Annotated in this window: 22 protein-coding genes; 9 read left to right on the plus strand and 13 right to left on the minus strand. The window is 70.6% G+C overall.

The window, feature by feature from the left end:
• Nucleotides 1-74 precede the first annotated feature (74 nt).
• Nucleotides 75-1,397 carry an Nramp family divalent metal transporter gene (locus tag DEJ48_RS14165; RefSeq protein ID WP_150216462.1) on the minus strand — a complete coding sequence of 441 codons (1,323 nt, stop codon included), beginning with the start codon at nt 1,395-1,397 and terminating at the stop codon, nt 75-77.
• A 250-nt stretch (nt 1,398-1,647) separates the two neighbouring features.
• Here DEJ48_RS14165 and DEJ48_RS14170 point away from each other — a divergent pair, with 250 nt between their 5' ends.
• Nucleotides 1,648-2,991 (plus strand): M14 family metallopeptidase, encoded by a 1,344-nt coding sequence (locus DEJ48_RS14170; protein WP_150216463.1) that lies wholly within the window; start codon nt 1,648-1,650, stop codon nt 2,989-2,991.
• Nucleotides 2,992-3,066: 75 nt separating this feature from the next.
• Here DEJ48_RS14170 and DEJ48_RS14175 read toward each other — a convergent pair whose 3' ends face one another.
• The 4 genes from DEJ48_RS14175 to DEJ48_RS14190 form a co-directional block, all read right to left on the minus strand.
• A complete protein-coding gene (locus DEJ48_RS14175) occupies nt 3,067-4,557 on the minus strand; it encodes a GntP family permease (RefSeq protein ID WP_150216464.1) in 1,491 nt (496 codons plus the stop codon).
• A 115-nt stretch (nt 4,558-4,672) separates the two neighbouring features.
• Nucleotides 4,673-5,083: a RidA family protein gene (locus tag DEJ48_RS14180; protein WP_055570127.1), complete on the minus strand. Its 411-nt coding sequence runs from the start codon at nt 5,081-5,083 to the stop codon at nt 4,673-4,675.
• Nucleotides 5,080-5,844 (minus strand): IclR family transcriptional regulator, encoded by a 765-nt coding sequence (locus DEJ48_RS14185; protein ID WP_150216465.1) that lies wholly within the window; start codon nt 5,842-5,844, stop codon nt 5,080-5,082. The genes DEJ48_RS14180 and DEJ48_RS14185 overlap by 4 nt, the downstream gene beginning before the upstream one ends.
• Nucleotides 5,841-6,899 (minus strand): sugar kinase, encoded by a 1,059-nt coding sequence (locus DEJ48_RS14190; protein ID WP_411757537.1) that lies wholly within the window; start codon nt 6,897-6,899, stop codon nt 5,841-5,843. The genes DEJ48_RS14185 and DEJ48_RS14190 overlap by 4 nt, the downstream gene beginning before the upstream one ends.
• A 160-nt stretch (nt 6,900-7,059) precedes the next feature.
• On the opposite strand from DEJ48_RS14190, the gene DEJ48_RS14195 reads away from it, so the two are divergent.
• Both DEJ48_RS14195 and DEJ48_RS14200 read left to right on the plus strand, forming a co-directional pair.
• Nucleotides 7,060-8,337 carry an amino acid deaminase gene (locus DEJ48_RS14195; protein WP_150216467.1) on the plus strand — a complete coding sequence of 426 codons (1,278 nt, stop codon included), beginning with the start codon at nt 7,060-7,062 and terminating at the stop codon, nt 8,335-8,337.
• Nucleotides 8,300-10,501, plus strand: a complete 2,202-nt coding sequence (locus DEJ48_RS14200; protein ID WP_263399442.1) for an N-acyl-D-amino-acid deacylase family protein — start codon at nt 8,300-8,302, stop codon at nt 10,499-10,501. Before DEJ48_RS14195 ends, DEJ48_RS14200 begins: the two co-directional genes overlap by 38 nt.
• 18 nt (nt 10,502-10,519) lie before the next feature.
• Here the strand turns inward: DEJ48_RS14200 and DEJ48_RS14205 are convergent, their stop codons facing one another.
• Both DEJ48_RS14205 and DEJ48_RS14210 read right to left on the minus strand, forming a co-directional pair.
• Nucleotides 10,520-11,404 carry a trypsin-like serine peptidase gene (locus tag DEJ48_RS14205; protein ID WP_150216469.1) on the minus strand — a complete coding sequence of 295 codons (885 nt, stop codon included), beginning with the start codon at nt 11,402-11,404 and terminating at the stop codon, nt 10,520-10,522.
• 99 nt (nt 11,405-11,503) lie between these two features.
• Nucleotides 11,504-12,973 (minus strand): cellulase family glycosylhydrolase, encoded by a 1,470-nt coding sequence (locus tag DEJ48_RS14210; RefSeq protein WP_150216470.1) that lies wholly within the window; start codon nt 12,971-12,973, stop codon nt 11,504-11,506.
• Nucleotides 12,974-13,083: 110 nt separating this feature from the next.
• On the opposite strand from DEJ48_RS14210, the gene DEJ48_RS14215 reads away from it, so the two are divergent.
• Entirely contained in the window at nt 13,084-13,623 is a 540-nt protein-coding gene (locus tag DEJ48_RS14215; RefSeq protein WP_150216471.1) for a hypothetical protein, read from the plus strand.
• Nucleotides 13,624-13,685: 62 nt separating this feature from the next.
• Here DEJ48_RS14215 and DEJ48_RS14220 read toward each other — a convergent pair whose 3' ends face one another.
• The 3 genes from DEJ48_RS14220 to DEJ48_RS14230 form a co-directional block, all read right to left on the minus strand.
• Entirely contained in the window at nt 13,686-15,110 is a 1,425-nt protein-coding gene (locus DEJ48_RS14220) for a DEAD/DEAH box helicase (RefSeq protein ID WP_150216472.1), read from the minus strand.
• Between the two features lie 236 nt (nt 15,111-15,346).
• Nucleotides 15,347-15,550 (minus strand): cold-shock protein, encoded by a 204-nt coding sequence (locus DEJ48_RS14225; RefSeq protein WP_055568178.1) that lies wholly within the window; start codon nt 15,548-15,550, stop codon nt 15,347-15,349.
• A 305-nt stretch (nt 15,551-15,855) separates the two neighbouring features.
• Nucleotides 15,856-16,203 carry a MerR family transcriptional regulator gene (locus DEJ48_RS14230; RefSeq protein WP_150216473.1) on the minus strand — a complete coding sequence of 116 codons (348 nt, stop codon included), beginning with the start codon at nt 16,201-16,203 and terminating at the stop codon, nt 15,856-15,858.
• 409 nt (nt 16,204-16,612) lie between these two features.
• On the opposite strand from DEJ48_RS14230, the gene DEJ48_RS14235 reads away from it, so the two are divergent.
• The 3 genes from DEJ48_RS14235 (at nt 16,613) to DEJ48_RS14245 (ending at nt 17,990) form a co-directional block, all read left to right on the plus strand.
• Complete coding sequence (locus tag DEJ48_RS14235) at nt 16,613-16,990, plus strand: hypothetical protein (RefSeq protein ID WP_150216474.1); 378 nt, start codon at nt 16,613-16,615, stop codon at nt 16,988-16,990.
• A gap of 150 nt (nt 16,991-17,140) precedes the next feature.
• Complete coding sequence (locus DEJ48_RS14240; RefSeq protein ID WP_150216475.1) at nt 17,141-17,560, plus strand: Hsp20/alpha crystallin family protein; 420 nt, start codon at nt 17,141-17,143, stop codon at nt 17,558-17,560.
• 31 nt (nt 17,561-17,591) lie between these two features.
• On the plus strand, nt 17,592-17,990 hold the full coding sequence (locus tag DEJ48_RS14245; RefSeq protein ID WP_150216476.1) for a DUF2267 domain-containing protein: 399 nt from the start codon (nt 17,592-17,594) through the stop codon (nt 17,988-17,990).
• Nucleotides 17,991-18,079: 89 nt separating this feature from the next.
• Here DEJ48_RS14245 and DEJ48_RS14250 read toward each other — a convergent pair whose 3' ends face one another.
• Nucleotides 18,080-18,931, minus strand: coding sequence for a serine protease (locus tag DEJ48_RS14250; RefSeq protein ID WP_150216477.1), 852 nt, complete (start codon nt 18,929-18,931; stop codon nt 18,080-18,082).
• A gap of 220 nt (nt 18,932-19,151) precedes the next feature.
• On the opposite strand from DEJ48_RS14250, the gene DEJ48_RS14255 reads away from it, so the two are divergent.
• Both DEJ48_RS14255 and DEJ48_RS14260 read left to right on the plus strand, forming a co-directional pair.
• Nucleotides 19,152-20,363, plus strand: a complete 1,212-nt coding sequence (locus DEJ48_RS14255) for a pyridoxal phosphate-dependent aminotransferase (RefSeq protein WP_150216478.1) — start codon at nt 19,152-19,154, stop codon at nt 20,361-20,363.
• Between the two features lie 121 nt (nt 20,364-20,484).
• A complete protein-coding gene (locus DEJ48_RS14260; protein ID WP_150216479.1) occupies nt 20,485-20,895 on the plus strand; it encodes a hypothetical protein in 411 nt (136 codons plus the stop codon).
• Between the two features lie 76 nt (nt 20,896-20,971).
• Here DEJ48_RS14260 and DEJ48_RS14265 read toward each other — a convergent pair whose 3' ends face one another.
• On the minus strand, nt 20,972-22,780 hold the full coding sequence (locus tag DEJ48_RS14265) for an Ig-like domain repeat protein (protein WP_223832043.1): 1,809 nt from the start codon (nt 22,778-22,780) through the stop codon (nt 20,972-20,974).
• Nucleotides 22,781-22,915: 135 nt separating this feature from the next.
• Nucleotides 22,916-24,760, minus strand: coding sequence for a phosphoenolpyruvate carboxykinase (GTP) (locus DEJ48_RS14270; RefSeq protein ID WP_150216480.1), 1,845 nt, complete (start codon nt 24,758-24,760; stop codon nt 22,916-22,918).
• Nucleotides 24,761-24,794 lie beyond the last annotated feature (34 nt).

Here is a 24,794-nt window from a genome sequence, read left to right on the forward strand (position 1 = left end):
CCATGTCCCCCCTCAAGAACCGCAGCGCCGCCGCTCCCCCGGCGGCGCTGCGTGCGTTCCGGGCCCCACACCCGTCACCAGGGCAGGTCGCGCACCTGCTGCACGCACAGGATCAGGAAGAGCAGCCCCGCTCCGGCGAGCATCACGTTGCTGACGATGCCGTTGCGCCACTGCTTCGGCGTGCGCGAGGAGTTGAGCAGCCACAGCAGGGTGAGGGCCAGGAACGGCATGAAGAACGCGCCGAGCACGCCGTAGGCGATGACGAGGCCGAACGGCTCGTCGAGGAAGAGCAGGCCCATCGGAGGGAACGTCAGCCAGAGCAGGTACGCGCGGAACGGCACCGACTTCTCGCGCTTGCCCGCCGCGACCTCCTCGACCATGTCCCCCTCCGCGGCACCGCCCCCGGCACCGGCGCGCTCGCGCCGCAGCCGCTCCACGAAGTCCGCGAACATCAGGCTCACGCCGTGCCACACGCCCATGAGGGCGCCGAAGGAGGTGGCGAAGAAGCCGATGAGGAAGAGGTTGGCGGTGACCGCGCCGAACTTGTCCTCCAGGACCTTGCCGAGGTCGATGAGGCCCCGGTCGCCGGAGGTGAGGGCGATGTTCGTGGAGTGCAGGAGCTCGGCGCCGATGATCATCATGGCGACGACGAAGACGCCGGTCGTGATGTACGCGACGCGGTTGTCGAGCCGCATCACCTTGAGCCAGCTGATGTCGGTCCAGCCCTTGGAGTTCACCCAGTAGCCGTACGCGGCCATGGTGATGGTGCCGCCGACGCCGCCGATCAGGCCGAGCGTGTAGAGCAGCGAGCCGTCGGGCAGGGCGGGCACGAGGCCCGCGACGGCGTTGCCGAGGTCGGGGGCGACGCGGATCGCGACGTACACGACGATCAGGAACTTCATGCCGATGACGATCGTCATGGCCTTCTCGAAGACCGCGTACCGGTTGAACCAGACGAAGGCGAGGCCCAGCAGACCGCAGAGGACCGCCCAGGTCTTCAGGCTCGGCCCGTCCGGGAAGAGCGCGACGAGCGGCAGGGCGCTGGACGACATCGCCGTGGCGCCGTAGACGAACCCCCAGATGACGACGTAGACCGCGAAGTAGTACGTGGTCCACTGGCCGAGGCTGCGCCAGCCCTCGAAGAGGGTGCGTCCGGTGGCCAGGTGCCAGCGGCCCGTCGCCTCCGCGAGGGAGATCTTCACCAGACAGCCGATGATCGCGGCCCACAGCAGGGTGTAGCCGAATTTGCTGCCCGCGATGAGGGTCGCGACGAGGTCGCCCGCGCCGACTCCGGTGGCCGCGACGACGATGCCGGGCCCGACGTACTTCCAGCTCGCCTTGCGGAGCCGAGGTTCCGCTTCGCCGGCGGCGGTGCCACTGCCTGTGCTTTCAGCCATGCCGATCAAGAAAGCGCATCGCGGTCCCGGACACAAGAGGTTGGCCAAAGACAGCGTTGACCGGTTCATGCCATGCGTCGACGATGGGCCCGCGCGACCGGCAACCCGAACGTCGCGCACCGCACGCCGGCTCGTCGCGCACCGCAACACCCGCGCGTCGCGCACCGCATCGCCCGCTCGTCGCGCACCCCGCACGTGACAGCAACCCCGCACGTCGCACTGAACAACCCCCCACCCCTGAGGAGACTTCATGCGACTCCGCATACGCGGCAGGAGATCCGCGGCCCTCGCGGCGCTTCTCGCCCTGGCCGTGGCGGCCCCCCTGACCGCCAACGCCTCGACAGGACAGGCCGACCCGGCCCCCCGCAGCGCGGCGACCGCCGCCGACGAAGAAACGCGCCAGTACGAGATCCCCCTGCGCGACGACCGCGCCGCGCGCACCGCGCTCGCCCGCACCGGCGTCGCCATCGACGAGGTCGACGCCCGCGCGGTGGTCGTCTCGGCGGACGCGGCCGAGGCGGCGGCGCTCCGGAAGGCGGGCTACGAACTCAGGCCGCTCGCCGGGCCCCCGAAGCGCGCGAACGGTGAGGAAGTGAAGGTCAAGGACTTCCCGCCCGCCGACGCGAGGTACCACAACTACGCCGAGATGAACGCGGAGATCGACCAGCGCATCGCGGCCCACCCGGACCTGTTCAGCAAGAAGGTCATCGGCAAGTCCTACTCGGGCCGGGACATCATCGCCATCAAGATCAGCGACAACGTGGGCACCGACGAGGCCGAGCCCGAGGTCCTCTTCACCCACCACCAGCACGCGCGCGAGCACCTGACGGTGGAGATGGCGCTCTACCTGCTGCGCGAACTGGGCGACGACTACGCCACGGACGCGCGGATCAAGAAGATGGTCGACGAGCGCGAGATCTGGATCGTCCCGGACGTGAACCCGGACGGCGGCGAGTACGACATCGCGACCGGCTCGTACCGCAGCTGGCGCAAGAACCGCCAGCCCAACAGCGGCTCGTCGAACGTCGGCACCGACCTGAACCGCAACTGGGCCTACCGGTGGGGATGCTGCGGCGGCTCGTCCGGGTCCACGGGCTCCGAGACGTACCGCGGCCGCAGCGCCGAGTCGGCGCCCGAGACGCAGGTCGTCGCCAACTTCGTGCGCAGCCGCGTCGTCGGCGGCAAGCAGCAGATCAAGGCGTCCATCGACTTCCACACGTACAGCGAGCTGGTCCTGTGGCCGTACGGCTACACGTACAGCGACACGGGCCCCGGCCTCACCCAGGACGACCGCGACGCGCACGCCGCGATCGGCAGGAAGATGGCCGCGAGCAACGGCTACACACCCCAGCAGTCCAGCGACCTCTACATCACCGACGGGTCGATCAACGACTGGCTGTGGGGCAACCAGAAGATCTTCAGCTACACCTTCGAGATGTACCCGTCGTCCGCCGGCGGCGGCGGTTTCTACCCGCCCGACGAGGTGATCGAGCGCGAGACCAGCCGCAACCGTGACGCGGTGCTGCAGCTCCTGGAGAACTCGGACTGCATGTACCGGTCGATCGGGAAGGAGCAGCAGTACTGCACGGGCTGACGCAAGGGGCGGGACACCGGTGAACCATCCGGTGCCCCGCCCGCGTACGGGAAGACGTCCCCGCCGCACGGAGAGCTACACGAACAAGCTGACGACCGCCGCCACCGCGAACCCCGCGATCGACAGCACCGACTCCAGGACCGTCCACGTCTTCAGCGTGTCCCGCTCCGAGATGCCGAAGTACTTCGCGACCATCCAGAAGCCGCCGTCGTTGACGTGCGAGGCGAAGATCGAACCCGCCGAGATCGCCATGATGACCAGGGCCACGAACGCCTGGGAGTAGTCGCCCTCGGAGAGGAGGGGGGCGACGATGCCCGCCGTCGTGACGATCGCCACCGTCGCCGAGCCCTGCGCGACGCGCAGGATCAGGGAGAGCAGGTAGGCGAGGACGATGATGGGCAGGCCCACGTCCTGGAACGTGTCCGAGATCGCGCCGGCCACGCCGCTCGCCTTCAGGACCGCGCCGAAGATCCCGCCCGCGCCGACGACCAGGAGGATGTTGCCGACCGGCTTCAGGGACGAGGTCGACACCGTCTCCAGGGACTTGCGGGACCAGCCGCGCCGGATGCCCAGCAGGTAGTAGGCCATGAGGAGCGCGATCGTCAGGGCTACGAACGGGCTGCCGAAGAACTCGATGACCGAGCGGAAGGTCGAGGGGTCGAAGGCGATCGAGGAGAAGGTTGCCAGGAGGATCAGGACCAGCGGCGTGCCGATGATCGTGAAGACGATGCCCAGCGGGACCGGCTTCTCCTGCGGGGCGACGCCCGCCGCGCTCTGTTCCGCGATGACCGCCGCCTTCGCCTCGTCGGCCGCCTCGACCATGTCCTGCGGCACGGGCACGAAGATGCGCTTGCCGACCCACGCGGAGAACACCCAGGCGGCGAGCACCGCGGGGATGCCACAGACGATGCCCATGAGGATGACCCAGCCGAGGTCCACCTTGAGGAGTCCCGCGGCGGCCACCGGGCCGGGGTGCGGGGGCAGGAACGCGTGGGTCATGGAGAGACCCGCGAGCAGGGGGAGGCAGTAGAGGAGGATCGACTTGCCGCTGCGCTTGGCGGCGGCGTACACGATCGGCGCGAGGACGAAGATGCCGACGTCGAAGAAGACGGGGACACCGAAGATCAGACCCGTCAGGCCCATGGCCAGGGGTGCGCGCTTCTCGCCGAAGAGGCCCAGCAAGCGCGAGGCGAGGACCTCCGCTCCACCCGAGACCTCCAGGATCGCGCCCAGCATCGTGCCGAGGCCGATGATGATCGCCACATGGCCGAGGATCCCGCCCATGCCCGATTCGATGACCGAGACGGCGTCGGACTTCTGGACGGTGCCGAAGAGTTCGGTGACGGAGAGACCGGCCGCGAGGCCGACGGCTATGGAGACCGCCAGGAGCGCCACGAACGGCTGCAGCCTGACCTTGATGATCAGGAAGAGGAGCAGCAGGATGCCCAGCGCGGCTACGGTCAGCAGGCCTGCCGTGCCGTCGATCAGGGCGAGCAGGCCGCCGGTGTGAGGCGGTGCCTCGGCGGCGGGGGCGGCCGCGAGCACGGCGGTGTGGAACGGGGACATCGTTGACCTCGTAAGTGCATGGGGCTTTCGGGGCAGGGGGGATCGCGGCACGGCGCCCCGGGGGTGGGCGCCGTGCCGTGACGACGTACGGCTTGCTGGTGGAGAGGGATGTGCGTCAGCCGAGAACGGCGAGCGCGTCGATCTCGATGAGGAGGCCCGCCGGGAGACCGACGTAGACCGTGGTGCGCGCCGAGGCGGGGGCCTTCAGGCCCTGCTCCTCGAAGTACGCGTTGTAGATCTCGTTCATCTCGGCGAAGTGGTCCACGTCCGTGAGGTAGACGCGCATCATCATCACGTCGTCCCAGGTCGCGCCGCCCTCTTCGAGGATCGCCTTGACGTTGGCGAACGTCTGGAGGGTCTGCTCGCGCAGGGTCGGGCCCGCGGGGGTGGGGGCCTTGCCCTCCTCGGCGGGCAGGAAGCCGACCTGACCGGCGACCTGAAGGATGTTGCCCTTCTTCACGCCGTGGGAGAACTTCGCGGGCGGGGTGGTGTGGGTGGCCGGGGTGAGGGCGGTCTTCTCGGTCATGAACTTGCTTCCTTCAGAGGGGCGTTGCCGGAGTACTCGCGGCTGATGGCGTCCGCGGTGCGGCGCACCAGCGGGAGCAGGGAGAGGAGTTCCTCGGCGGTGACGACGACATTCGGTGCGGACACCGACATGGCGGCGACGACGCGTCCGTCCGCACCGCGGATGGGGGCCCCGATGCAGTTGATGGACTCCTCGTGGCCACCGAGGTCGGTGGCCCAGCCCTGTTCGCGCACGGCCGCCAGCTCCTTGAGGAACGCGGCGGCGTTCGGCGTCGAACGGGACGTGTAGGTGGGGTAGTCGAGCTTCTCCGCGATGGCGCGGCGCTCGGCCTCCGGGAAGTCGGAGAGCAGCAGCTTCGCGACGGCGGCGACGGTGATCGCCACCGGCTTTCCGATACGGGAGTACATCCGCACCGGATAGCGGCTCTCGACCTTGTCGATGTACAGCACCTCCTGCTCCTCGTACACGGCGAGGTGGACCGTGTGGCCGCACTTCTCGTTGAGGGCGAGGAGGTGGGGGTGGGCGATCTCGCGCACGTCGAGATTCTCGACGGCTTCCTGGGCGAGCGCGAAGAGGCGCGCGCCGAGACGGTAGCGCTGGTCGGACTGGCGGAAGACCAGGCCGTGCTCGTGGAGGGTGCGCAGGAGCCGGAGCGCGGTCGACTTGTGGACGTCGAGCCGGTCGGCCACCTGTCCCAGGTCGGCGGGGCCCTCGGCGAGCAGCGGCAGGATCGAGAGCGCGCGGTCGACGGTCTGGCTCATGGGGTACGTACCTCCTCCTCGGCCTCGGTGTCCTCCGGGACGCGTTCCGTCCAGCCGGGGCCGAGACGAAGTGTCTCCCAGGCTGCGTCGTCCAGGGCGGCGAGGCGGTCGGCATGTGCGCGGGCGGGGGGCGGTGCGAGATCACCGGGAACGGTGAGGGCGGCGGCGGCCATGAGGTGGCCGTGCCGCAGGCACTGCGCGGCGGGCAGGCCGCGCAGGGTGGCGGAGAGGAAGCCGGCGGCGAAGGCGTCGCCGGCGCCGACGGGCGCGACGACGTCGACGCGCAGGGCGGCCTGGAAGACGGGGTCCTCGCCGTGGCGGTGGACGGTGGCGCCGCGGCTGCCCTGTTTGACGACGAGGGTGGCGGGCTCGGGCAGGGCGGCGCGGATGGCGTCGGAACCGCCGGTGATGCCCCAGGCCGCGGCGGCCTCGTCCTCGCCGACGAAGACGAGGTCGGCGCCGCGCGCGAGGTCGAGGAGGACGTCCGGGCCCGCCGCCGCGCCCTTCCACAGGCCGGGGCGGTGGTTGATGTCGAAGGAGACGAGCGGGCCGCGGTCCGCGCGCCGGGTGCAGAGGTGGCGTACGAGTGCCAGGCAGTCGGCGGAGAGCGCGGGGGTGATGCCCGACAGGTGCAGGATGCGGCCCGACGCGAGGGCGTCCTCGTCGACGGAGCCCGGCGCCATGGCGGAGGCCGCGGAGCCCGCGCGGTAGTAGACGACCTCGTGGGCGTCGGTGTCGCGGTCGTCAGCGGTACGGAAGTAGACGCCGGTGGGTCGGTGCGGGTCGCGGCCGACGGCGGAGGTGTCCACTCCGTAGCGGGCGATCGTCTCGACGAGGTGGTCGCCGAAGCCGTCGGCGCCGACGCGGCTGACCCAGCGAGTGGTGTGCCCGGCGGCGGCGAGCGCGCACACGACGTTGGACTCGGCGCCGCCGATCCCGCGGTCGAAGGACGGCACGTCGGCGAGGCGTCCCGGCCGGGCGGGCAGGAAGGTGACCATGGACTCGCCGAGCGCGATGACGTCGATGACGTCCACGGGTGCCTGTGCGGTCACGATCTTCCAACCCCTTAACCGGCTCTCCGGATCCGTTGACCCGGCGTTGGCTCGGATGTTAGACAGCAGTAAGCGACATACGCAATGAGCGTTGCACATGTTGCAACGAGCTCTTGAATGCACTGAACGCATTGAATTGAATGCACTCCTGGAGGAGGCGCCCATGGCCGCCGACAACGTCGTCGACACCGCCCTCGCGGACGAGCGAGTGGACCACCGCTTCAAGGGGCTTCCTCCGGACGCCGAAGGACTGACGGTCGGCGAGCTCACCGCCCAGCGGCGGAACCTCTTCACGGGCGGCTTCACCACACCCGTCCTCGCGCTCTCCGCCGAACGCCTCGAGCACAACCTCGCCCTCATGGAGACGTACGCCGAACGCCACGGCCTCGCGTTCGCACCCCACGGCAAGACCTCGATGGCCCCGCAGCTCTTCGCCCGCCAGCTGGAGCGCGGCGCCTGGGGCATCACGCTCGCCGTGCCCCACCAGGTGCGCGTGGCACGGAAGTTCGGGGTGGAGCGGATCTTCCTCGCCAACGAACTCGTCGACGCGGCGGCGCTGCGCTGGCTCGCGGGCGAGCTGAACTCGGATCCCTCCTTCCGCTTCGTGTGTTACGTCGACTCCGTACGCGGCGTCGAGCTCATGCACGCCGCCCTCGGCGAGGCGGGCGCGAGCCGTCCGGTGGACGTGGTCGTGGAGCTCGCCGCGGGTGACGGCGCGCGGACCGGAGCGCGGACCGAGGCCGAGCGCTTCGACATCGCCAACGCGGTCGCCGCCGCGGACACGCTGCGGCTGGTGGGCGTCGCGGGGTACGAGGGGGAGGTGCCGGAGGCGTCGAGCGAGACGGTGACGGCGTGGCTGCGCCGGCTTGTTTCGTTGCTCGTCGAGTTCGACAAGTCCGGGCGGTTCGCCGATCTTCCGGAGGTCGTGGTCAGCGCGGGCGGCAGCGCGTGGTTCGACGCGGTCGCGTCGGTCTTCGCGGAGATCCCCGAACTGTCGCGGCCCGTCCTGAAGCTCCTGCGCTCCGGCGCGTACGTGTCACATGACGACGGCCACTACAAGCACCTGACCCCGTTCAACCGGGTCCCTGAGGAGGGCGCCCTCGAACCCGCGTTCCGGCTCTGGGCGCAGGTCGTGTCGCGGCCCTCCGCGGAGCAGGCGTTCACCAACGCGGGCAAGCGGGACGCGGCGTACGACCTCGACCTGCCCGAGGCGCAGGTCGTCCGCCGGGACGGCGTGGAGCGGGCGGCGACGGGGATCTCGGTCACCGGCCTGTCCGACCAGCACGGCTGGCTCCGCACGTCACCGGAGGCGGACCTCGCCGTCGGCGACTGGCTGGGCATGGGGCTCTCGCATCCCTGCACGGCGTTCGACAAGTGGCAGTTGATTCCTCTGGTGGAGGGGGATGGGACGGTCGTGGACTACATCCGAACGTATTTCTGACCGGGGGGTCTTGGGCGGCCCCCTGTCCCGCCGCTCCGCGGCGGATCACACCCGTGGGGGGCGCCCCTGCCCCGCCGCTCCGCGGCGGATCCACACCCAGCCGTTCGCCCCGTGCTGCGGCCCGGGGCGGGCATCCCCAGCCCGCCGCTCCGCGGCGGATCCCCACCCACCCGTTTACCCCGCACCACGCGGTGGACGTAGGGGCCCGGGGCGGGCCCGTCCGTTCAGCCCGCATCGCGGGGTGGGCGTGGGAGCCGGGGGCGGTCGGCTCCGGGTGTCTCCCGCTGGCAGCGGGTGGGCCCTGAACCGCCGCTCCGCGGCGGATCGCACCCGCCCACCCGCCCGTTCACCCCGCACCGCGGGGTGGGCACAGGCGTCGCCCCGCCACCGTTCGCCGCCCGCGGCGGGTCCGTCCCACCGGGGCCACCCGCAGCCGACGACGAAAGTCGCACGGGTGGTGCGGGTGGGAACGGAAAACCCGGCCGGAGGCCGGGTGCACCACCGACCAGCCGCAGTCCAACGCAGACGTAGAGGAAAGGCACCCCCCATGGACCTGGTGATCCGGAACGCACGCGTCATAGACGGCACCGGAGGTGCCTCGTACCGCGCCGACGTCGGCGTACAGGACGGAAGGATCACCGCGATCCACCGCGAGGGGGAGGAGAGAGGCCCCCGCCTCACGGGGCAGGCCAACCTCGACGCCCAAGGCCTCGCACTGGCCCCCGGCTTCATCGACATGCACGCCCACAGCGACCTCGCCCTCCTCCGCGACCCCGACCACTCCGCGAAGGCGGCCCAGGGCGTCACCCTGGAAGTCATCGGACAGGACGGCCTCTCCTACGCCCCCGTCGACGACCGCACGCTCGCCCAGGTCCGCCAGGCCATCACCGGCTGGAACGGCGACGGCGGCGACATCGACTTCACCTGGCGCACCGTCGGCGGATATCTCGACGCCCTCGACTCCGCCCACGGCGGCCGCGGCATCGCGGTGAACGCCGCGTACCTCATCCCGCAGGGCACCGTCCGCATGTACGCGATGGGCTGGGAGGACCGCCCGGCGACCCCCGCCGAGCTGGACCGCATGCGGCAGCTCGTGGCGGACGGCATGCGGGAGGGCGCCGTCGGCATGTCGTCGGGGCTCACGTACACGCCCGGCATGTACGCCGACGACTCCGAGCTCACCGAACTGTGCAGGGTCGTCGCGGCGCACAACGGGTACTACTGCCCCCACCACCGCAGCTACGGAGCCGGGGCCCTCCAGGCGTACGAGGAGATGGTGCGCCTCACCCGCACCGCGCACTGCCCCCTCCACCTCGCCCACGCCACCATGAACTTCGGTGTGAACAAGGGGAAGGCCCCCGACCTCCTCACCCTCCTCGACGCCGCCCTCGCCGACGGCGCCGACATCACCCTCGACACGTATCCCTACACCCCCGGCTGCACCACCCTCGTGGCGATGCTGCCCAGCTGGGCGAGCGAGGGCGGCCCGGACGCGATCCGCGCCCGGCTCCTGGACGACTCGACCGCCGAGAAGATCCGCCACCATATGGAGGTCATCGGCGCGGACGGCTGCCACGGCGTGCCCATCGAGTGGGACACCATCGAGATCTCGGGCGTGAGCGACCCCGGGCTCGCCTCCTGCGTCGGCAAGACCATCGCCGAGTCCGCGGCCCAGCGCGGCGAGGAGCCGTGGGTCACGGCCCGCCGGCTGCTGCTCAACGACAATCTCGGGTCGACGATTCTCCAGCACGTGGGTCACGAGGAGAACGTGCAGGAGATCATGCGGCACCGCGTGCACACGGGCGGCAGCGACGGCATCCTGCAGGGGTTCAAGCCGCACCCGCGCGCGTACGGCACGTTCCCGCAGTACCTCGGAAAGTACGCAAGGGAGCTCGGCGTGATGTCCCTGGAGGAGACCGTCGCGCACCTCACGTCCCGGCCCGCCGCCCGGCTCCGCCTGCCCGACCGGGGCGTCGTCCGTGAGGGCTACCGCGCCGACCTCGTCCTCTTCGACCCGGACACGGTCGCGGCGGGGTCCACCTTCGACGCTCCTCGTACGCTGCCGACCGGCATCCCCCACGTGCTGATCGACGGCCGGTTCGTGATGCGGGACGGCCGGCGCACGGACGTCCTCGCGGGACGTTCCGTACGCCGGACCCACTGACCGGAACCCGCCCGGCGGCTACTTCGTGGCCGTGGCCGCCGGCCGCGGCAGCTTGCAGCCCTTGCGGCCCAGGTCGATCTTGCTCGCCTTGCCGACGCACGGCACGATCCCGTACGTCTCCTGCGCGTAGTTGATGCCCTGCCGCACCGTCACCTTGCCCTTGCGGTCGATCTCACAGGGGTTGTTCAGGGTGCAGCGCTCACCGTCCTCGTTGCCCGTGTTGTTGACCGCGGTGACCTTCCCGGTCTTGTGGTCGATGACGGGCGACCCGGACGTGCCGCCGATGGTCTGGCAGGCGGGGGTGTAGCGGACGGAGTCCTTCCAGGTCCACTCCCCCTCCTTCATCCGGTACACGAAACCGTCGATGTTGCAGCTGTAGGTCTTCTTCCAGTAGCCGGAGACGACCGTGATGGCGCGCCCCTTGACCGGGTGGTCGTCCTCCAGCTCCAGCGGCTTGATGCCGTACTTCTTCGTGATGTCGCCGTAGGTCTCGGTGAGCTGGTAGATCGTGATGTCGGTGTCCGTCATGGTCGCGTAGGACACCTTCGACGCCTTGAGCGTGGCGACGTCGTTGGCCTTCGCGTCCAGCAGCTTGAAGGTACGGGTGGACGGCTGGTCGACGATGACCTCACCGGCACCGGGGAAACCCGTCTCTATGCAGTGGCCGTTGGTGAGGACGAGCGCCGGGTCGCCCGCCTTGGACTTCGGCATGCGGACCACCGAGCCGGAACAGTTGCTGAGCGCCACCGTCCCCGCGAAGTCGACGGCCTTGGTCTTGGGTCCCGCCTTCGCCGGGGTGCCATCCGCCCCCTGTGCGTTTCCCGCGACGGCCGGTGTCGCTCCCGCACCGGCCAGTGCGAGGGCCAGCAGTCCGCCCGCGACCGCTCTGCTCTTCTGTCCCATCTGTGGAGCCCCCCTCGTGACGTACGCCAGTCGTGCGATTGTCAGGGGCATTCTTGGGGGCCCTGTTGCGGGCGGACAAGGGGTGGGAACTCTTCCCTTTCACGCATGTGGTGTGATGCGGACAGAGTGCGTGCCGGGCCCCGAACCGAGGGTCAAGGTACGGGACTTGGGGTCCCAGGACTGCCGCACCCCGCCCTGCACGCGACCGCCCTTCGGGAAGTGCCGGGCGGGCAGCCGCACCTCCGTTCCGCCCCGCACACCCGTCTTTCCGCGCCAGCGCACCGTCAGCGCCTTCCGCTTCGCGTCCCAGCGGTACGCGATCGGGTCCCCCGCGATGGCAAGGGGCGCGGGGCGATCGAGGACGGGGAGCAGCCGCGTCGGCCTCAGCTTCGCGTCCCACGGCGCCCACGTGCCCGGGTCGTTGGACCAGTAGGCGAAGCCCGCCCCCATGTCGTCGGCCATGCGCTGCACCTTCTCGACGTACTCCATGGCACCCGGCAGCCCCACGTCGAGTCCGAACTCGCCGATGACGACGGGCGCCCCGAGGCGCCGCGCGGTCTTCTCGGTCTGGTCGCGCCACGCCCGCAGCGACCTGTCGACCTGCCCCTTGGTGCTGCCGGTGTAGCCGCCGCCGAGGTCCATGGGGAGGGGGTAGAGATGTGGCGCATAAGCGATGCGCGCCGCGTCACCGTCACGGCCGCCCTCACCGTCGGCGCGCGGGTCGTCCAGGCGCGGAAGGCCGGTCGCGAAGCCCCAGTTGGAGCCGATGGCGGACGGTTCGACGAAGAGCCAGTGGTCGCGGTCGACGGTGCGGATCGCGTCGATGGCGTCCTGGTAGAGCCGCGCGAGCGGTCCTGCCTCGAAGGCGGGGCCCTGCACGCTGCCGCCCCAGGGCTCGTTCATCAGGTCGTACCCGATGACCGTGTCGTCGTCGGCGAAGTACCGGGCGACTTCCCGCAGCGCGCCCACGTAGTACCCGCGCAGATCACGCCCGCCGCCTTCGACCGTCCCCCAGAAACGGTCGAAGGCGCGGACGGTCCCCGGTTCGGCGTAGCCGAGTTCCCAGGGGTCGGTGGGTGCCGAGGTCAGCCCGTCGGTCTCGGTCGCCCACGCCGGGGCTCCGTTGCCGCCGACACGCGGCCCGTACAGGTCCTGATGCATGTCGAGCAGGACGTGGTGTCCCCGCTCGCCGTACCAGCGCACCCGCTCGGCGACCTGCCGCAGATACGTCCTGTCGTACGTTCCCGGTGACGGCTCGACCTTGCGCCACTGGAGCAGGAAGCGGACGAAGTTCGTGCCCAGCTCGCGCCGTTCGCGTACGACGTCCTTCTCCTCGATCCACGGCAGGCCGTCGGGCGCCTGCTTGGCGCTGCTCGCCGTGGACAGGCCGCGCAGGACCAGGGCGCGCCCCTGCCGGTCGGTGATCCAGCGGTGACCGCTCGCGGTGTCGGCGGGCGCGGCGCCCGCACCCTGCGGCCCGACGGCGACCAGCAGCCCCGCCGCGACGGCGAGCACGACCGCGCCGACCGCGCCGCGCGCCCAAGTGCGCCGTTTCGCAGGGGACTTCATGGCCGGGATGGTAGATCGCCGGACCCGTCCCGCAACAGACCTGAGGCTTGTTCACTTTTTCCGGGCGGACCTCTGTCCGCGGCAACCGATGCGCCCTACAGTGGCGCGCCATGCGGACGACGAGGGTGATCGACGCGTTGCGGGCCCGGACGGATGCCTCGGCCGTGGTGGTGTGCGTCTGCCTGCTGCTCGTCCTCGCGCACGGCAGCGAGACCCTGCTGACCGCGTTCACGGCACGGGCGGGCCTGTCGGTGGTCCCGAGCGCCCTCGGCGTGCCCTTCGCCCTGCCCGGCCTGCGGGCGACGCCACTGGGCGCGACGGACTGGACCTGGCAGCTCTGCGAGAACTTCGCGGCCCTGCTCCTGATCGCGACCGCCGCCGCCCGTATGCGCTGCCACCTGCGCATACACCCCGAAGCGGGCCGGGCCCGCCGCCTGTTCGCGGGCTGGACGGCGCTGATGGCGGGCACGGCGGTGGCAGGCGCCTGGCGCGGCACGGTCGCGGCCCGCATGGTCGAGGCGGGCCTGTGGGGATGGCTGCTGCTCCCCCTGACCGGCGCCCTGTTCGGCGCGCTGTGGGGCGTGGCACTCGGCTGGCTGCCGGGCGTCGCGGCCCTCACGAGGCCCGGGCCGCTGCGGACAGCGCTCTAGACGGGTGGCACGGGCGGGGTCCTGATTCAGGCTGCCGTGCCGCCCGGCCCGTCTCCTAGGCCTCAGGCCGCCGTGTCGGTCCGGGTGCGGGCCGCGTACGCGCGGCGGGCGCGGCCCTCGCGGGGGCGGCGGCCTCGGGGGCCGCCTCGGTCGGAGGTCGGCTTCGGCGGCGCCGGGATGGTGACCGGCGTGCCCGAGGGGGTCTGCGCGCCCGTGATGCGCGCCAGCTCCGCCTCGCCCGAGCGCACGTCGGCGGTGTGCGGACGGATGCCCGCCGCGGCCATCAGCCGGGTCATGCCGCGCCGCTGCGCCGACGTGACCAGGGTGACGACGCTGCCGGAGCCGCCGGCGCGCGCGGTGCGGCCGCCGCGGTGCAGGTAGTCCTTGTGGTCGGCGGGCGGGTCGACGTTGACGACGAGGTCGAGGTCGTCGACGTGGATGCCGCGGGCCGCGACGTTCGTGGCGACGAGCGCGGTGACCTGGCCGGACTTGAACTGGGCGAGGGTGCGGGTGCGTTGGGGCTGGGACTTGCCGCCGTGCAGCGCCGCCGCCCGCACCCCGCTGTTGAGCAGGTGCGTGGTGAGCCGGTCGACCGCGTGCTTGGTGTCGAGGAAGAGGATGACCCGGCCGTCGCGGGCGGCGATCTCCGTCGTGGCGGCGGTCTTGTCGGCGCCGTGCACGTGCAGCACGTGGTGTTCCATCGTGGTGACCGCGCCCGCGGACGGGTCGACGGAGTGGACGACGGGGTCCTGGAGGTAGCGGCGGACCAGCAGGTCGACGTTGCGGTCCAGCGTGGCCGAGAACAGCATGCGCTGCCCGTCGGGCCGCACCTGGTCGAGGAGTTCGGTGACCTGGGGCAGGAAGCCCATGTCGGTCATCTGGTCGGCCTCGTCGAGGACGGTGACGGCAACCTGGTCCAGGCGGCAGTCGCGCCGCTCGATGAGGTCCTTGAGCCGTCCCGGCGTCGCGACGACGACCTCGGCACCGGCGCGCAGCGCCCCGGCCTGCCGCCCGATGGACATGCCGCCGACGACGGTGGCCATACGGAGCCGTACCGACCTGGCGTACGGGGTGAGGGCGTCGGTCACCTGCTGGGCGAGCTCGCGGGTGGGGACGAGGATGAGGGCGAGCGGGCGGCGCGGCTCGGCGCGCTGTCCCGCCGTGCGGGCGAGCGTCGCGAGGCCGAAGGCGAGGGTCTTGCCGGATCCGGTGCGCCCGCGGCCGAGGACGTCGCGGCCCGCGAGGGTGTTGGGCAGCGTGGCCGCCTGGATCGGGAAGGGCGCGGTGACGCCGAGTCCGGTGAGGGTCGAGAGCATGCCGTCCGGCAGGCCGAGCGCGGCGAAGTCCTCGACGGGCGGCAGGGCCGGGGTGACGGTGACCGGCAGCGTGAACTCTCCCTGGGGCGCGGCGGGACGACGGCTCCGGCCGCCGCCGGAGCCCCTGAAGTTCTGGGAGTACCGGCTGTTCGTGCGAGTTGAGCGGTTCATGTAAACCTCGAACCTTCCTCGATGCGGCGCGTGTCGAGGAATTCTCAGCGGGCACCGTCCGGTGCCGAGAACCGCAGGAACGGCCGGGGAAAATGAAAAGCATCCCCGGCCGTCGGGAAATCATTCCGGATTCGGCCAGGAAATACGTCGGGGAGAGTCACCCCCGAAAAAACAACGAGCTGGGGCCCGCACCCAAGGTGCGGGCCCCAGCTACGAAGTACGCGCGAGCGTCAGCGTCAGGCGGGAACGATGTTCTCGGCCTGCGGGCCCTTCTGGCCCTGCGTGACGTCGAAGGTCACCTTCTGGCCCTCCTGCAGCTCACGGAAGCCCTGGGTGGCGATGTTCGAGTAGTGGGCGAAGACGTCGGCGCCGCCACCCTCCTGCTCGATGAAGCCGAAGCCCTTTTCCGAGTTGAACCACTTCACGGTGCCAGTAGCCATGTCATATCTCCTTCGGGGCATTTGCCCGGAAGCCCACACTGTGCGGACTCCACGTCGCCGCGATGATTACCCTGTCCGGACATGACCGGCAAAACAAAGTGCCCCGCCGACGCAGAATGCCGGCCGAGCACTTGAAGTCTTTGGAAACCACAACTGCAACTGATAACGACACTAGCACGCACCGGCCGCCGCCGCAGGGTTTTCCATATCACTCCGCCGGTCGACGGATAAACCCTCATAGCGTGTCACCCGAAATTCTGCATTTGCCGTCACAGATATCTGGTGGCGCCAGGCGCAGCGTCGCCTCAGGGCGCGGGCGCCCCCTCGGACCCGGCGGCGGAACCACGCAGCTCCTCGTTGATCCGCAGCGCGTCCTCCAGCTGGTCCTCGAGGATGACGATGCGGCAGGCGGCATCGATCGGCGTGCCCTGGTCGACGAGCTCACGGGCACGCGCCGCGACGCGCAGCTGATAGCGGGAGTAGCGGCGGTGACCGCCCTCGGACCGCAGGGGCGTGATGAGACGGGCTTCGCCGACCGCCCGGAGGAAGCCGGGCGTGGCGCCGATCATCTCGGCCGCCCGGCCCATCGTGTAGGCGGGGTAGTCGTCGTCGTCGAACCGGTCGTGGCCGCGCGAGGGACTCTCTGGGGGCATCTGCACCTTTTCTGGAACGCGTCGAGGGGCCTGGTGCCGTGCGGCACCAGGCCCCGAGGGGTTTTCACCATCTACCGACCTTGCGTGCCGGCTATCTGTTTCCGCAGGAACACCCGTTCGGCAGGTGCTGCGGGGATCGCGGTTGCGTGACCGGGGACCACCTTCCAATCCGGGGCCTGCGGTACCCGGACTGCGGCGTGCCCGCCCGGGCGATCCAGATGGCGTCCACTCCTCTCACTCATCTCTCCCGGCACCCGTTTCTCTCGTCGCGGGCACCATCACTGGCTACATGAGGAACTCTAACCACGGGGATCGCGCATGTCTACCTCAGCCACGATAGATTTTCGGTGCCCGAAGAAGAGGTATCCGACCCGCCCCACCCGTCCGCACCTCGGTAAACTGACCAGTCATGTCGATCCCTGACGAGCTGCTCGTCGACATCGCCGCCCTGGTCGAGTCCGAGCACAGCAATCAGATGTCCCTCACCGTGGTCGTCGGCGGTGCCGTCATCACGGGGCGGCTGGCCCCCGAGGCCCTGTGGCGGCGGCGCGTCGCCGAAGTCCTGAAGGACTCCGACCGGCTCGGCCCCTTCGCCGCCGCGTTCGTGTCCCCCGAGGCGGATTCCGGCCCGCCCCCGGAATCCAAGTCGCCCACCCATCTCCACTTCCACCTGGCCCGGATCCTCCAGGGCAGCCTGGGCCTGCCGGAGACCGGCGGGATGTACCGCATCGCCCTGGCGGACGTGAGCGCCTGGACCGTGGGCGACCTCAGCTACTCCGACTCCTGACCCCGACCCTTCCCACCCGGGTGGCCGACGGGTCCCCCACGACAGGCCCCGGCTCGCCTTGAGTCGGGGCTTGTCAACTTTCCTCCCCGTGAGCTATATAAAAAGGCGTAGGGCATCGCACCCAACTTTCGAGGAGAGGAGTGACCCGTGATGCTCATGCGTACCGACCCGTTCCGCGAATTCGACCGACTCGCCCAGCAGGTCTTCAGCAGTTCCCGCCCCGCGGGAATGCAGATGGACGCCTACCGCGAGGGCGACGAATTCGTCGTCCACTTCGACCTGCCGGGCGTCGACCCCGAGTCGATCGACCTCGACGTCGAGCGCCACGTGCTGAACGTGCGGGCCGAGCGCCGCTCCCCCGCCCCCGAGGGCGTGGAGATGATCGCGGCCGAGCGGTCCACCGGAAGCTACGCCCGCCAGCTGTTCCTCGGCGACACCCTGGACACCGAGCGCATCGACGCCTCGTACGAGGCCGGCGTCCTGACGCTCCGCATCCCGGTGGCCGAGCGGGCCAAGCCCCGGAAGATCCACATCAGCGGCGGCGGCGACCGCAGGCAGATCGACGGCTGACGCGACGGACGAGACGGAGGAGAACGGCACGATGAGGTGGAGCGAACTCATCGAGACGGTGCGGGAGACCGGCCGGTACGACGGCCCGGCGGACGCGGAGCGCGTGACACGCGTCGTCCTGTCCGCCCTCGGCGGCCACGTCGTCGGGGACGTACGGGCCGAGCTGGCACGGCAGTTGCCGCCGGAGGCCGCACGGCTCGTCGCGGACCGCATCCCCGCCGCCCGGCCGCTCACGGCCGCGGAGTTCGTGGAGAGCGTGGCGCGGTGCCTGCCGGGTGCGACCCCGGCCACCGCCCGATGGGACGTCAGCTCCGTCCTCACCGCCCTGACCCAGGCGGTGGACGAGGAGCTCGTCGACCGCCTGCTGGGCCTGCTGCCGTCCGGCTACGCCCTGCTGTTCGGCAGGGCGGAGCTGGTGCGGGCGGCCTGAGGGGCGCCCGGCGAAGGGCCTGACACGCGGGTGCTGTCCGAGAATTCGAGCAACGACTCCCGGCCAGCACCCGCAGCAGTGACCGGTGACTACCGCCTGACGGAGGGCTTCGGCAGCTGGCAGCCCGCGCGGCTCAGGTCGATCTTGTTGCCGGCGCCGACGCACGGCACGATCCAGTAGGTCTGCTGCGCGTAGTTGATGCCTTCGCGCACGGTGACCTTGCCGTTCTCGTCGACCTCGCACGGGTTGTTGTCCGTGCAGCGCTCGCCGCTCTCGTTGCCGGTGTTGTTGACGGCGACGACCTTGCCGGTCTCGTCGTCGATCACCGGGGAGCCGGAGGTGCCGCCGATCGTCTTGCAGTCGGGGGTGTAGCGGACCGAGTCCTTCCAGGTCCAGTTCCCCTCCTTGAGGCGGTACGCGAAGCCGTCGACGCTGCACTTGTACAGCTTCTTCCAGTACCCGGACGCGACGGTGATCTTCCGTCCCTGCTCGGGCCGCGCCGCGTTCAGCTCCAGCGCCTTGATCCCGTACCGGCTCTCGATGTCCTGGTAGGTGCTGGTGGTCTGATAGATCGACATGTCCGTGTCGGTCATCGTGCCGTACGCGACCTTGCTGGCCCTGATGGTCCCGAGACGGCCGCCCGAGGCGTTGAGCAGCGTGAAGCTGCGGGACGAGGCCTTGTTGACGATGACTTCGCCCGGTGCGGGGAAGCCGCTCTCCAGGCAGTGTCCGTTGGACAGGACGAGGGCCGGGTCGGTGGGCTTGGAGTTCGGCACGCGGACCACGGAGCCGGAACAGTTGCTGAGCGCCACCGTTCCGGCGAGGGTGACGGCCTTGATCCTGGGCTGTGCGGGCGCTTCGTCGCCGACGGCTGTCGCGGGCGCCGCGGTTGCTCCGATGAGCAGAGCCGCGAAGCACGCACCGACGAGAGGCTTGTTCATGTGGGGGTCCCCTCAGATGACTAAGTGACCGAAGTTCCTTCGGCGTTGTCATGCGCATTGTTGGGGCGCCACGCCGCCAGGACAAGACCACAAACGGACACAACTGACCGCTGACAGGACGCCATGGAGCGGAACAGAACGCTCCGCCAGGCCCCACGGAACATCCCTTGTGTCCGAAAACACGAGGCGGCACGCGATACCCGCCCGTAAGCTCGCGGACATGCAGGTCATCCAGTCGACGAAGCTCTCCAACGTCTGTTACGAGATCCGGGGCCCGGTGCTCGAGGAGGCGATGCGGCTGGAGGCGGCCGGTCACCGCATCCTGAAGCTCAACACCGGCAACCCCGCCGCCTTCGGCTTCGAGTGCCCGCCCGAGATCCTCGAGGACATCCTCCGCAACGTCGGCACCGCACACGGGTATGGCGACGCGAAGGGCCTCCTCGCCGCCCGCCGCGCGGTCGTCATGCACAACCAGACCCTGGGCATCGAGACCGACGTCGAGCACGTCTTCATCGGCAACGGCGTCTCCGAGCTCATCGTGATGGCCATGCAGGGCCTCCTGGACGACGGCGACGAGGTCCTCGTACCGGCACCGGACTATCCCCTGTGGACCGCGGCCGTCTCCCTGTCCGGCGGCACCGCCGTCCACTACCGCTGCGACGAGCAGTCGGACTGGATGCCGGACCTCGCCGACATCGAGCGCAAGATCACCGACCGCACCAAGGCGCTCGTGATCATCAACCCGAACAACCCGACCGGCGCCGTCTACGACGAAGCGATGCTGCGCGGCCTCACCGACATCGCGCGCCGCCACAACCTGCTGGTCTGCTCGGACGAGATCTACGACAAGATCCTCTACGACGGCGCGACGCACACGCCGACCGCCTCCGTCGCGCCGGACCTGCTGACCCTCACCTTCAACGGCATGTCGAAGGCGTACCGCGTGGCGGGCTACCGCGTCGGCTGGATGGCGATCTCGGGGCCGAAGGCGCACGCGTCCTCGTACATCGAGGGCCTGACGATCCTCGCCAACATGCGCCTGTGCGCCAACATGCCGGGCCAGCACGGCGTCGTCGCGGCGCTCAGCGGGCGGCAGACGATCAACGACCTCGTGCTGCCGGGCGGCCGGCTCCTTGAGCAGCGCGACACGGCGTACGACCTGCTGACACAGATCCCCGGCGTGAGCTGTGTGAAGCCGAAGGGGTCGCTGTACCTCTTCCCGCGGCTCGACCCGAAGGTCTTCAAGATCAAGGACGACCGGCAGATGGTCCTCGACCTGCTCCGGGCCGAGAAGATCATGGTCGTGCACGGCACGGGCTTCAACTGGCCCGAGCCCGACCACTTCCGCGTCGTGACACTGCCGACGGCGACGGACCTCGCGGAGGCGGTCACCCGGATCGGGAACTTCCTGGACGGCTACAGCCAGCCCTGAACGACCACATCCGGCCCTGACCGGCTCTGACCAGCACCGATCGCCCAGGACTGGCCCCGACTCAACTTTAGACAGAATCTAAGCTAGGATGGTTTTCAAGCAACCGTTTGGAGGCCATCCCATGTACGAGCCGATCCGCACCAAGTCGGTCCACACGATGGCCGACGACGCGAGCTATCCGCACCGCACCCGCGAGGAGGAGCTGGACATCCAGCTCGCCGGACACCTCGCGGCGCTGCTCGCCCTCACCGACGAGCTGCGCGCCCTGTCCCCGTCGGCCGCCCTCGACGACGCCGCCGAGCGCCTCGCGCTCCAGGTGGCACGGCTGCGCGGAGGCGCGCTCCCGCCACGGTCCGCCGTCGCGGCCGCGGTCCACGAGCCCCACATCTCCGCCCTGCACCAGCGCGCCCACGCCCTCGCGGGCCGCGCCCTGGTGGTGGCGGCGTCCCGCGCCGACACCGCGGCGGCGATCCTGGCCGCCGAGCGCATGGACGCCCACGCGGACGCCTCGCGCCTCGTCGGCGCCTCCTGATCGGCCCCGGTCCGCGGCCGGGGAGGCCACGGACCGGGTGCCACCCACCACGGCGACAGCTGGGGGTGCCGGCCGCCTAGGCGGTGATCTTGACGGTCGCCGTCGCGGACGAACCCTCGTGCAGGGCGTCACCCGCGTAGCTCACCGTGTAGAGCGTCTTGCCCCGCTTGCCGGGCAGGTCCTTGACGCTGAACGTGCCGTCCGCCGCGACCGCCGCCGACGTCAGCTCGCCCGTCGTGCCGAACCGGTCGGTCCGCGTCACCTTCAGATCGATCCCGGACGGCAGCGCGCGCCCCTGCCCGGTCAGCTTGCCGGTGATCGAGACGCCGCCCGCGCGGGTCGCCTCCGCGGGCGCGGTCAGCTCGATCCCCGTCGAGGCCTTGGCCACGTCCACCGTGAGCGTGACGTCCTCGGCCGGGCGGTGCGTGACGTCGCCGAGGAAACGCAGCGTGTACGTCGCCTCGCCGACCCGGTCCGGCACGTCGAGGACGGTGAAGCTGCCGTCGGCCGCGACCCTGGCGGCCGCCACCTCCTGCGTGCCGTCGGCGTCCTTGCGGACCGCGGCGACCTTCACGGGCTCGGCGGGTGCGGGCCCGTCGAGCTCCAACTTGCCGCGGATGCCGACGGGTTCGCCGACGACGGGCTTCGAGGGCGTGGTGGTGAGGGTGCCGGTGAAGCGCGAGTCGTACTGGGCGGCCGGCGGCTTGATGACGTGCAGCCAATGACCGCTGCCGCCGTCGGAGGTCACCGCGAAGAGCCGCGAGCCGTCCTTGGCCCAGCCGAGCCCCTGCGGCACGACCCGCGTCCCGTCCAGGTCGCCCTCGAAGGCGAACTCCAGCGGCGTGGTGCCGTCCTTCGGGTCGGCGGGCTGGATCAGCAGGTCCGCCGCGCTGCCGGTGGCGGCCGCGCCCCGCGCCACGTACTTCCCGTCGCCGCTGAACGCCACCGCCGACGCCTTCGCGCCCTCCGGCAGCGGCTGGTAGCCCGTCGGGGCGTCCGCCAGGTCACCGGCGTCGAGCAGCCGCGTGCCGTATGCCGCGTCCGCCACGGCGATGCGCCTGCCGTCGGCGCTCTGCGCGATGTCCTTCAGGTCGAGCGCGCCCTTGCCCTCGGCGTCGGCGAACCGACGCGAGGGGCCCCGCACGAGACTGTCGCCGCTCGCATCGAACGTAGTGAGGAACGCGTCGGTCGTCGGACCCGCGCCCGCCTGCCCCATCACGAGCCGGTCGGGGTTGCCGGGGCCCGCCTCCAGGCGCAGCCGTCCCTGGCTGTTCCACCCGGTGTTGACGGGCGACGTGCCCTTGACCCCGTACAGCAGGGCCATGTTGTCGGGCCGGTCGCAGTACGAGGAGCCGGAGTACGGCGTCTCCGTGAACCACGTCTTGCCGCCCGCGACCGCCACCTCGCGGCCACAGGTCACGTCGTAGGGCGTGCCCGCGGCGCCGGTCCTGGTCTGCGTCGCCGTGTCGAACGTCAGGATGCGGTTGGACTGCGACACGTGCAGGGTCGCGCCGTCCGCGCTGAGCGCCATACCGGACGCCGGCTGGTCGGTGGCGAGCGAACCGACGCGCTGGCCCTGGAAGTTGTAGACGAGGACCTCGCTCGCCCCGGAACCGCTCCTGCGCCCGTCGGTGACGTAGACCCGCTCGTGCGCGTCGTCGACCACCATCGCCCCGAAGGACGCGATGGGCAGCTTCGCCGCCTCGTCGGAGGGTGTCGCCGCGGATGCCGCGGGCGCTCCGAGGGCGACCAGTCCTGCCGAGCCGAGGGCCACCGCGAGCGCGGCGCCCGTCACCCGTCGTAAGCCCAGAGATCTCTTCAACTCGTCCCCCCACAGGATCGATCGACGGCCCGCCGAGATCAGCGGGCCGACATGCGGACCCATGAAACATGTGTGTGGGATGTGAAGGCAAGGTGTTCAAGATGCGGGTGTGTCACACGGCGGGGCCCCGAACGCCCACGGCCGGGCCCCCGCACACCGTTGTGCGGGGGCCCGGCCGGAAACGGAACGGGTCGCGGGTCAGCCGAGGCGCCGCACCAGCGCGCGGTACTCGTCCCACAGCTCCTTGGGCGTGTGCTCACCGAAGGTGTTGAGGTGCTCGGGGACCAGGGAGGCCTCGTCGCGCCAGACCTCCTTGTCGACCGTGAGCAGGAACTCCAGGTCGTCCTTGGCCAGGTCGAGCCCTTCGGTGTCCAGCGAGTCGACGGTCGGCAGGATGCCGATCGGGGTCTCGACGCCCTCGGCGCGGCCGTCGAGGCGCTCCACGATCCACTTCAGGACACGGGAGTTCTCGCCGAACCCGGGCCAGACGAACTTGCCGTCGGCGTTCTTCCGGAACCAGTTGACGTAGTAGATCTTCGGCAGCTTGGACTGGTCGGGCTTGTCCGCGCCGACCTTCACCCAGTGCGCCATGTAGTCGCCCATGTTGTAGCCGCAGAACGGCAGCATGGCGAACGGGTCGCGGCGCAGCTCGCCGACCTTGCCCTCGGCGGCGGCGGTCTTCTCGCTCGCCACGTTCGCGCCGAGGAAGACGCCGTGCTGCCAGTCGAAGGACTCGGTCACCAGCGGCACGGCCGAGGCGCGGCGGCCGCCGAAGAGGATCGCCGAGATCGGCACGCCCTTGGGGTCCTCCCACTCGGGCGCGATGATCGGGCACTGCGAGGCGGGCGTGGTGAAGCGGGCGTTCGGGTGGGCCGCCGGGACGCCCGACTCGGGGGTCCAGCTGTTGCCCTTCCAGTCGGTGAGGTGCGCCGGAGTCTCCTCCGTCATGCCCTCCCACCAGACGTCGCCGTCATCGGTCAGCGCGACGTTCGTGAAGACGGAGTTGCCCCACAGCGTCTTCATGGCGTTGGCGTTGGTGTGCTCGCCGGTGCCGGGCGCGACGCCGAAGAAGCCGGCCTCGGGGTTGATCGCGTAGAGGCGGCCGTCCTCGCCGAACCGCATCCAGGCGATGTCGTCGCCGATGGTCTCGACGGTCCAGCCGGAGATCGTGGGCTCCAGCATGGCGAGGTTGGTCTTGCCGCAGGCGCTCGGGAACGCGGCGGCCACGTACTTCGACTCGCCCTGCGGCGGGGTGAGCTTGAGGATCAGCATGTGCTCGGCGAGCCAGCCCTCGTCGCGCGCCATGACGGAGGCGATGCGCAGGGCGTAGCACTTCTTGCCCAGCAGGGCGTTGCCGCCGTAGCCCGAGCCGTAGGACCAGATCTCGCGGTCCTCGGGGAAGTGCGAGATGTACTTGGTGGAGTTGCAGGGCCACGGCACGTCGGCCTCGCCGTCGGCGAGCGGGGCGCCGAGCGTGTGGACGGCCTTCACGAAGAAGCCGTCGTCGCCGAGCTCGTCCAGGACGGCCTGGCCCATGCGGGTCATGGTGCGCATGGAGACGGCGACGTACGCGGAGTCGGTGATCTCGACGCCGATGGCGGAGAGCGGCGAGCCGACGGGGCCCATGCAGAAGGGCACGACGTACATGGTGCGGCCGCGCATGGAGCCGCGGAAGACACCGTTCTCCCCCTGGAAGATCTCCCGCATCTCGGCGGGGGCCTTCCAGTGGTTGGTCGGGCCCGCGTCCTCCTCCTTCTCGGAGCAGATGAAGGTGCGGTCCTCGACGCGCGCGACGTCGGTGGGGTCGGAGGCCGCGTAGTACGAGTTCGGGCGCTTCACCGGGTCGAGCTTCTTGAAGGTGCCCTTGGCGACGAGCTCCTCGCACAGGCGCTCGTACTCGGCCTCGGACCCGTCGCACCAGACCACACGGTCCGGCTGCGTCAGTTCCGCGATCTCGTTCACCCAGGAGGCGAGCTCCTGGTGGTTGGTCGGGGCAGTGCCCAGGGGCTCTGCGAGAAGGGGAGCCGCGATGTCGCGCGCCACGATTGCTCCTAATCGAGGGGTTTTTGGGATGTAT

This window comes from Streptomyces venezuelae, assembly GCF_008642315.1.
In the GTDB taxonomy this organism is placed as follows: domain Bacteria; phylum Actinomycetota; class Actinomycetes; order Streptomycetales; family Streptomycetaceae; genus Streptomyces; species Streptomyces venezuelae_D.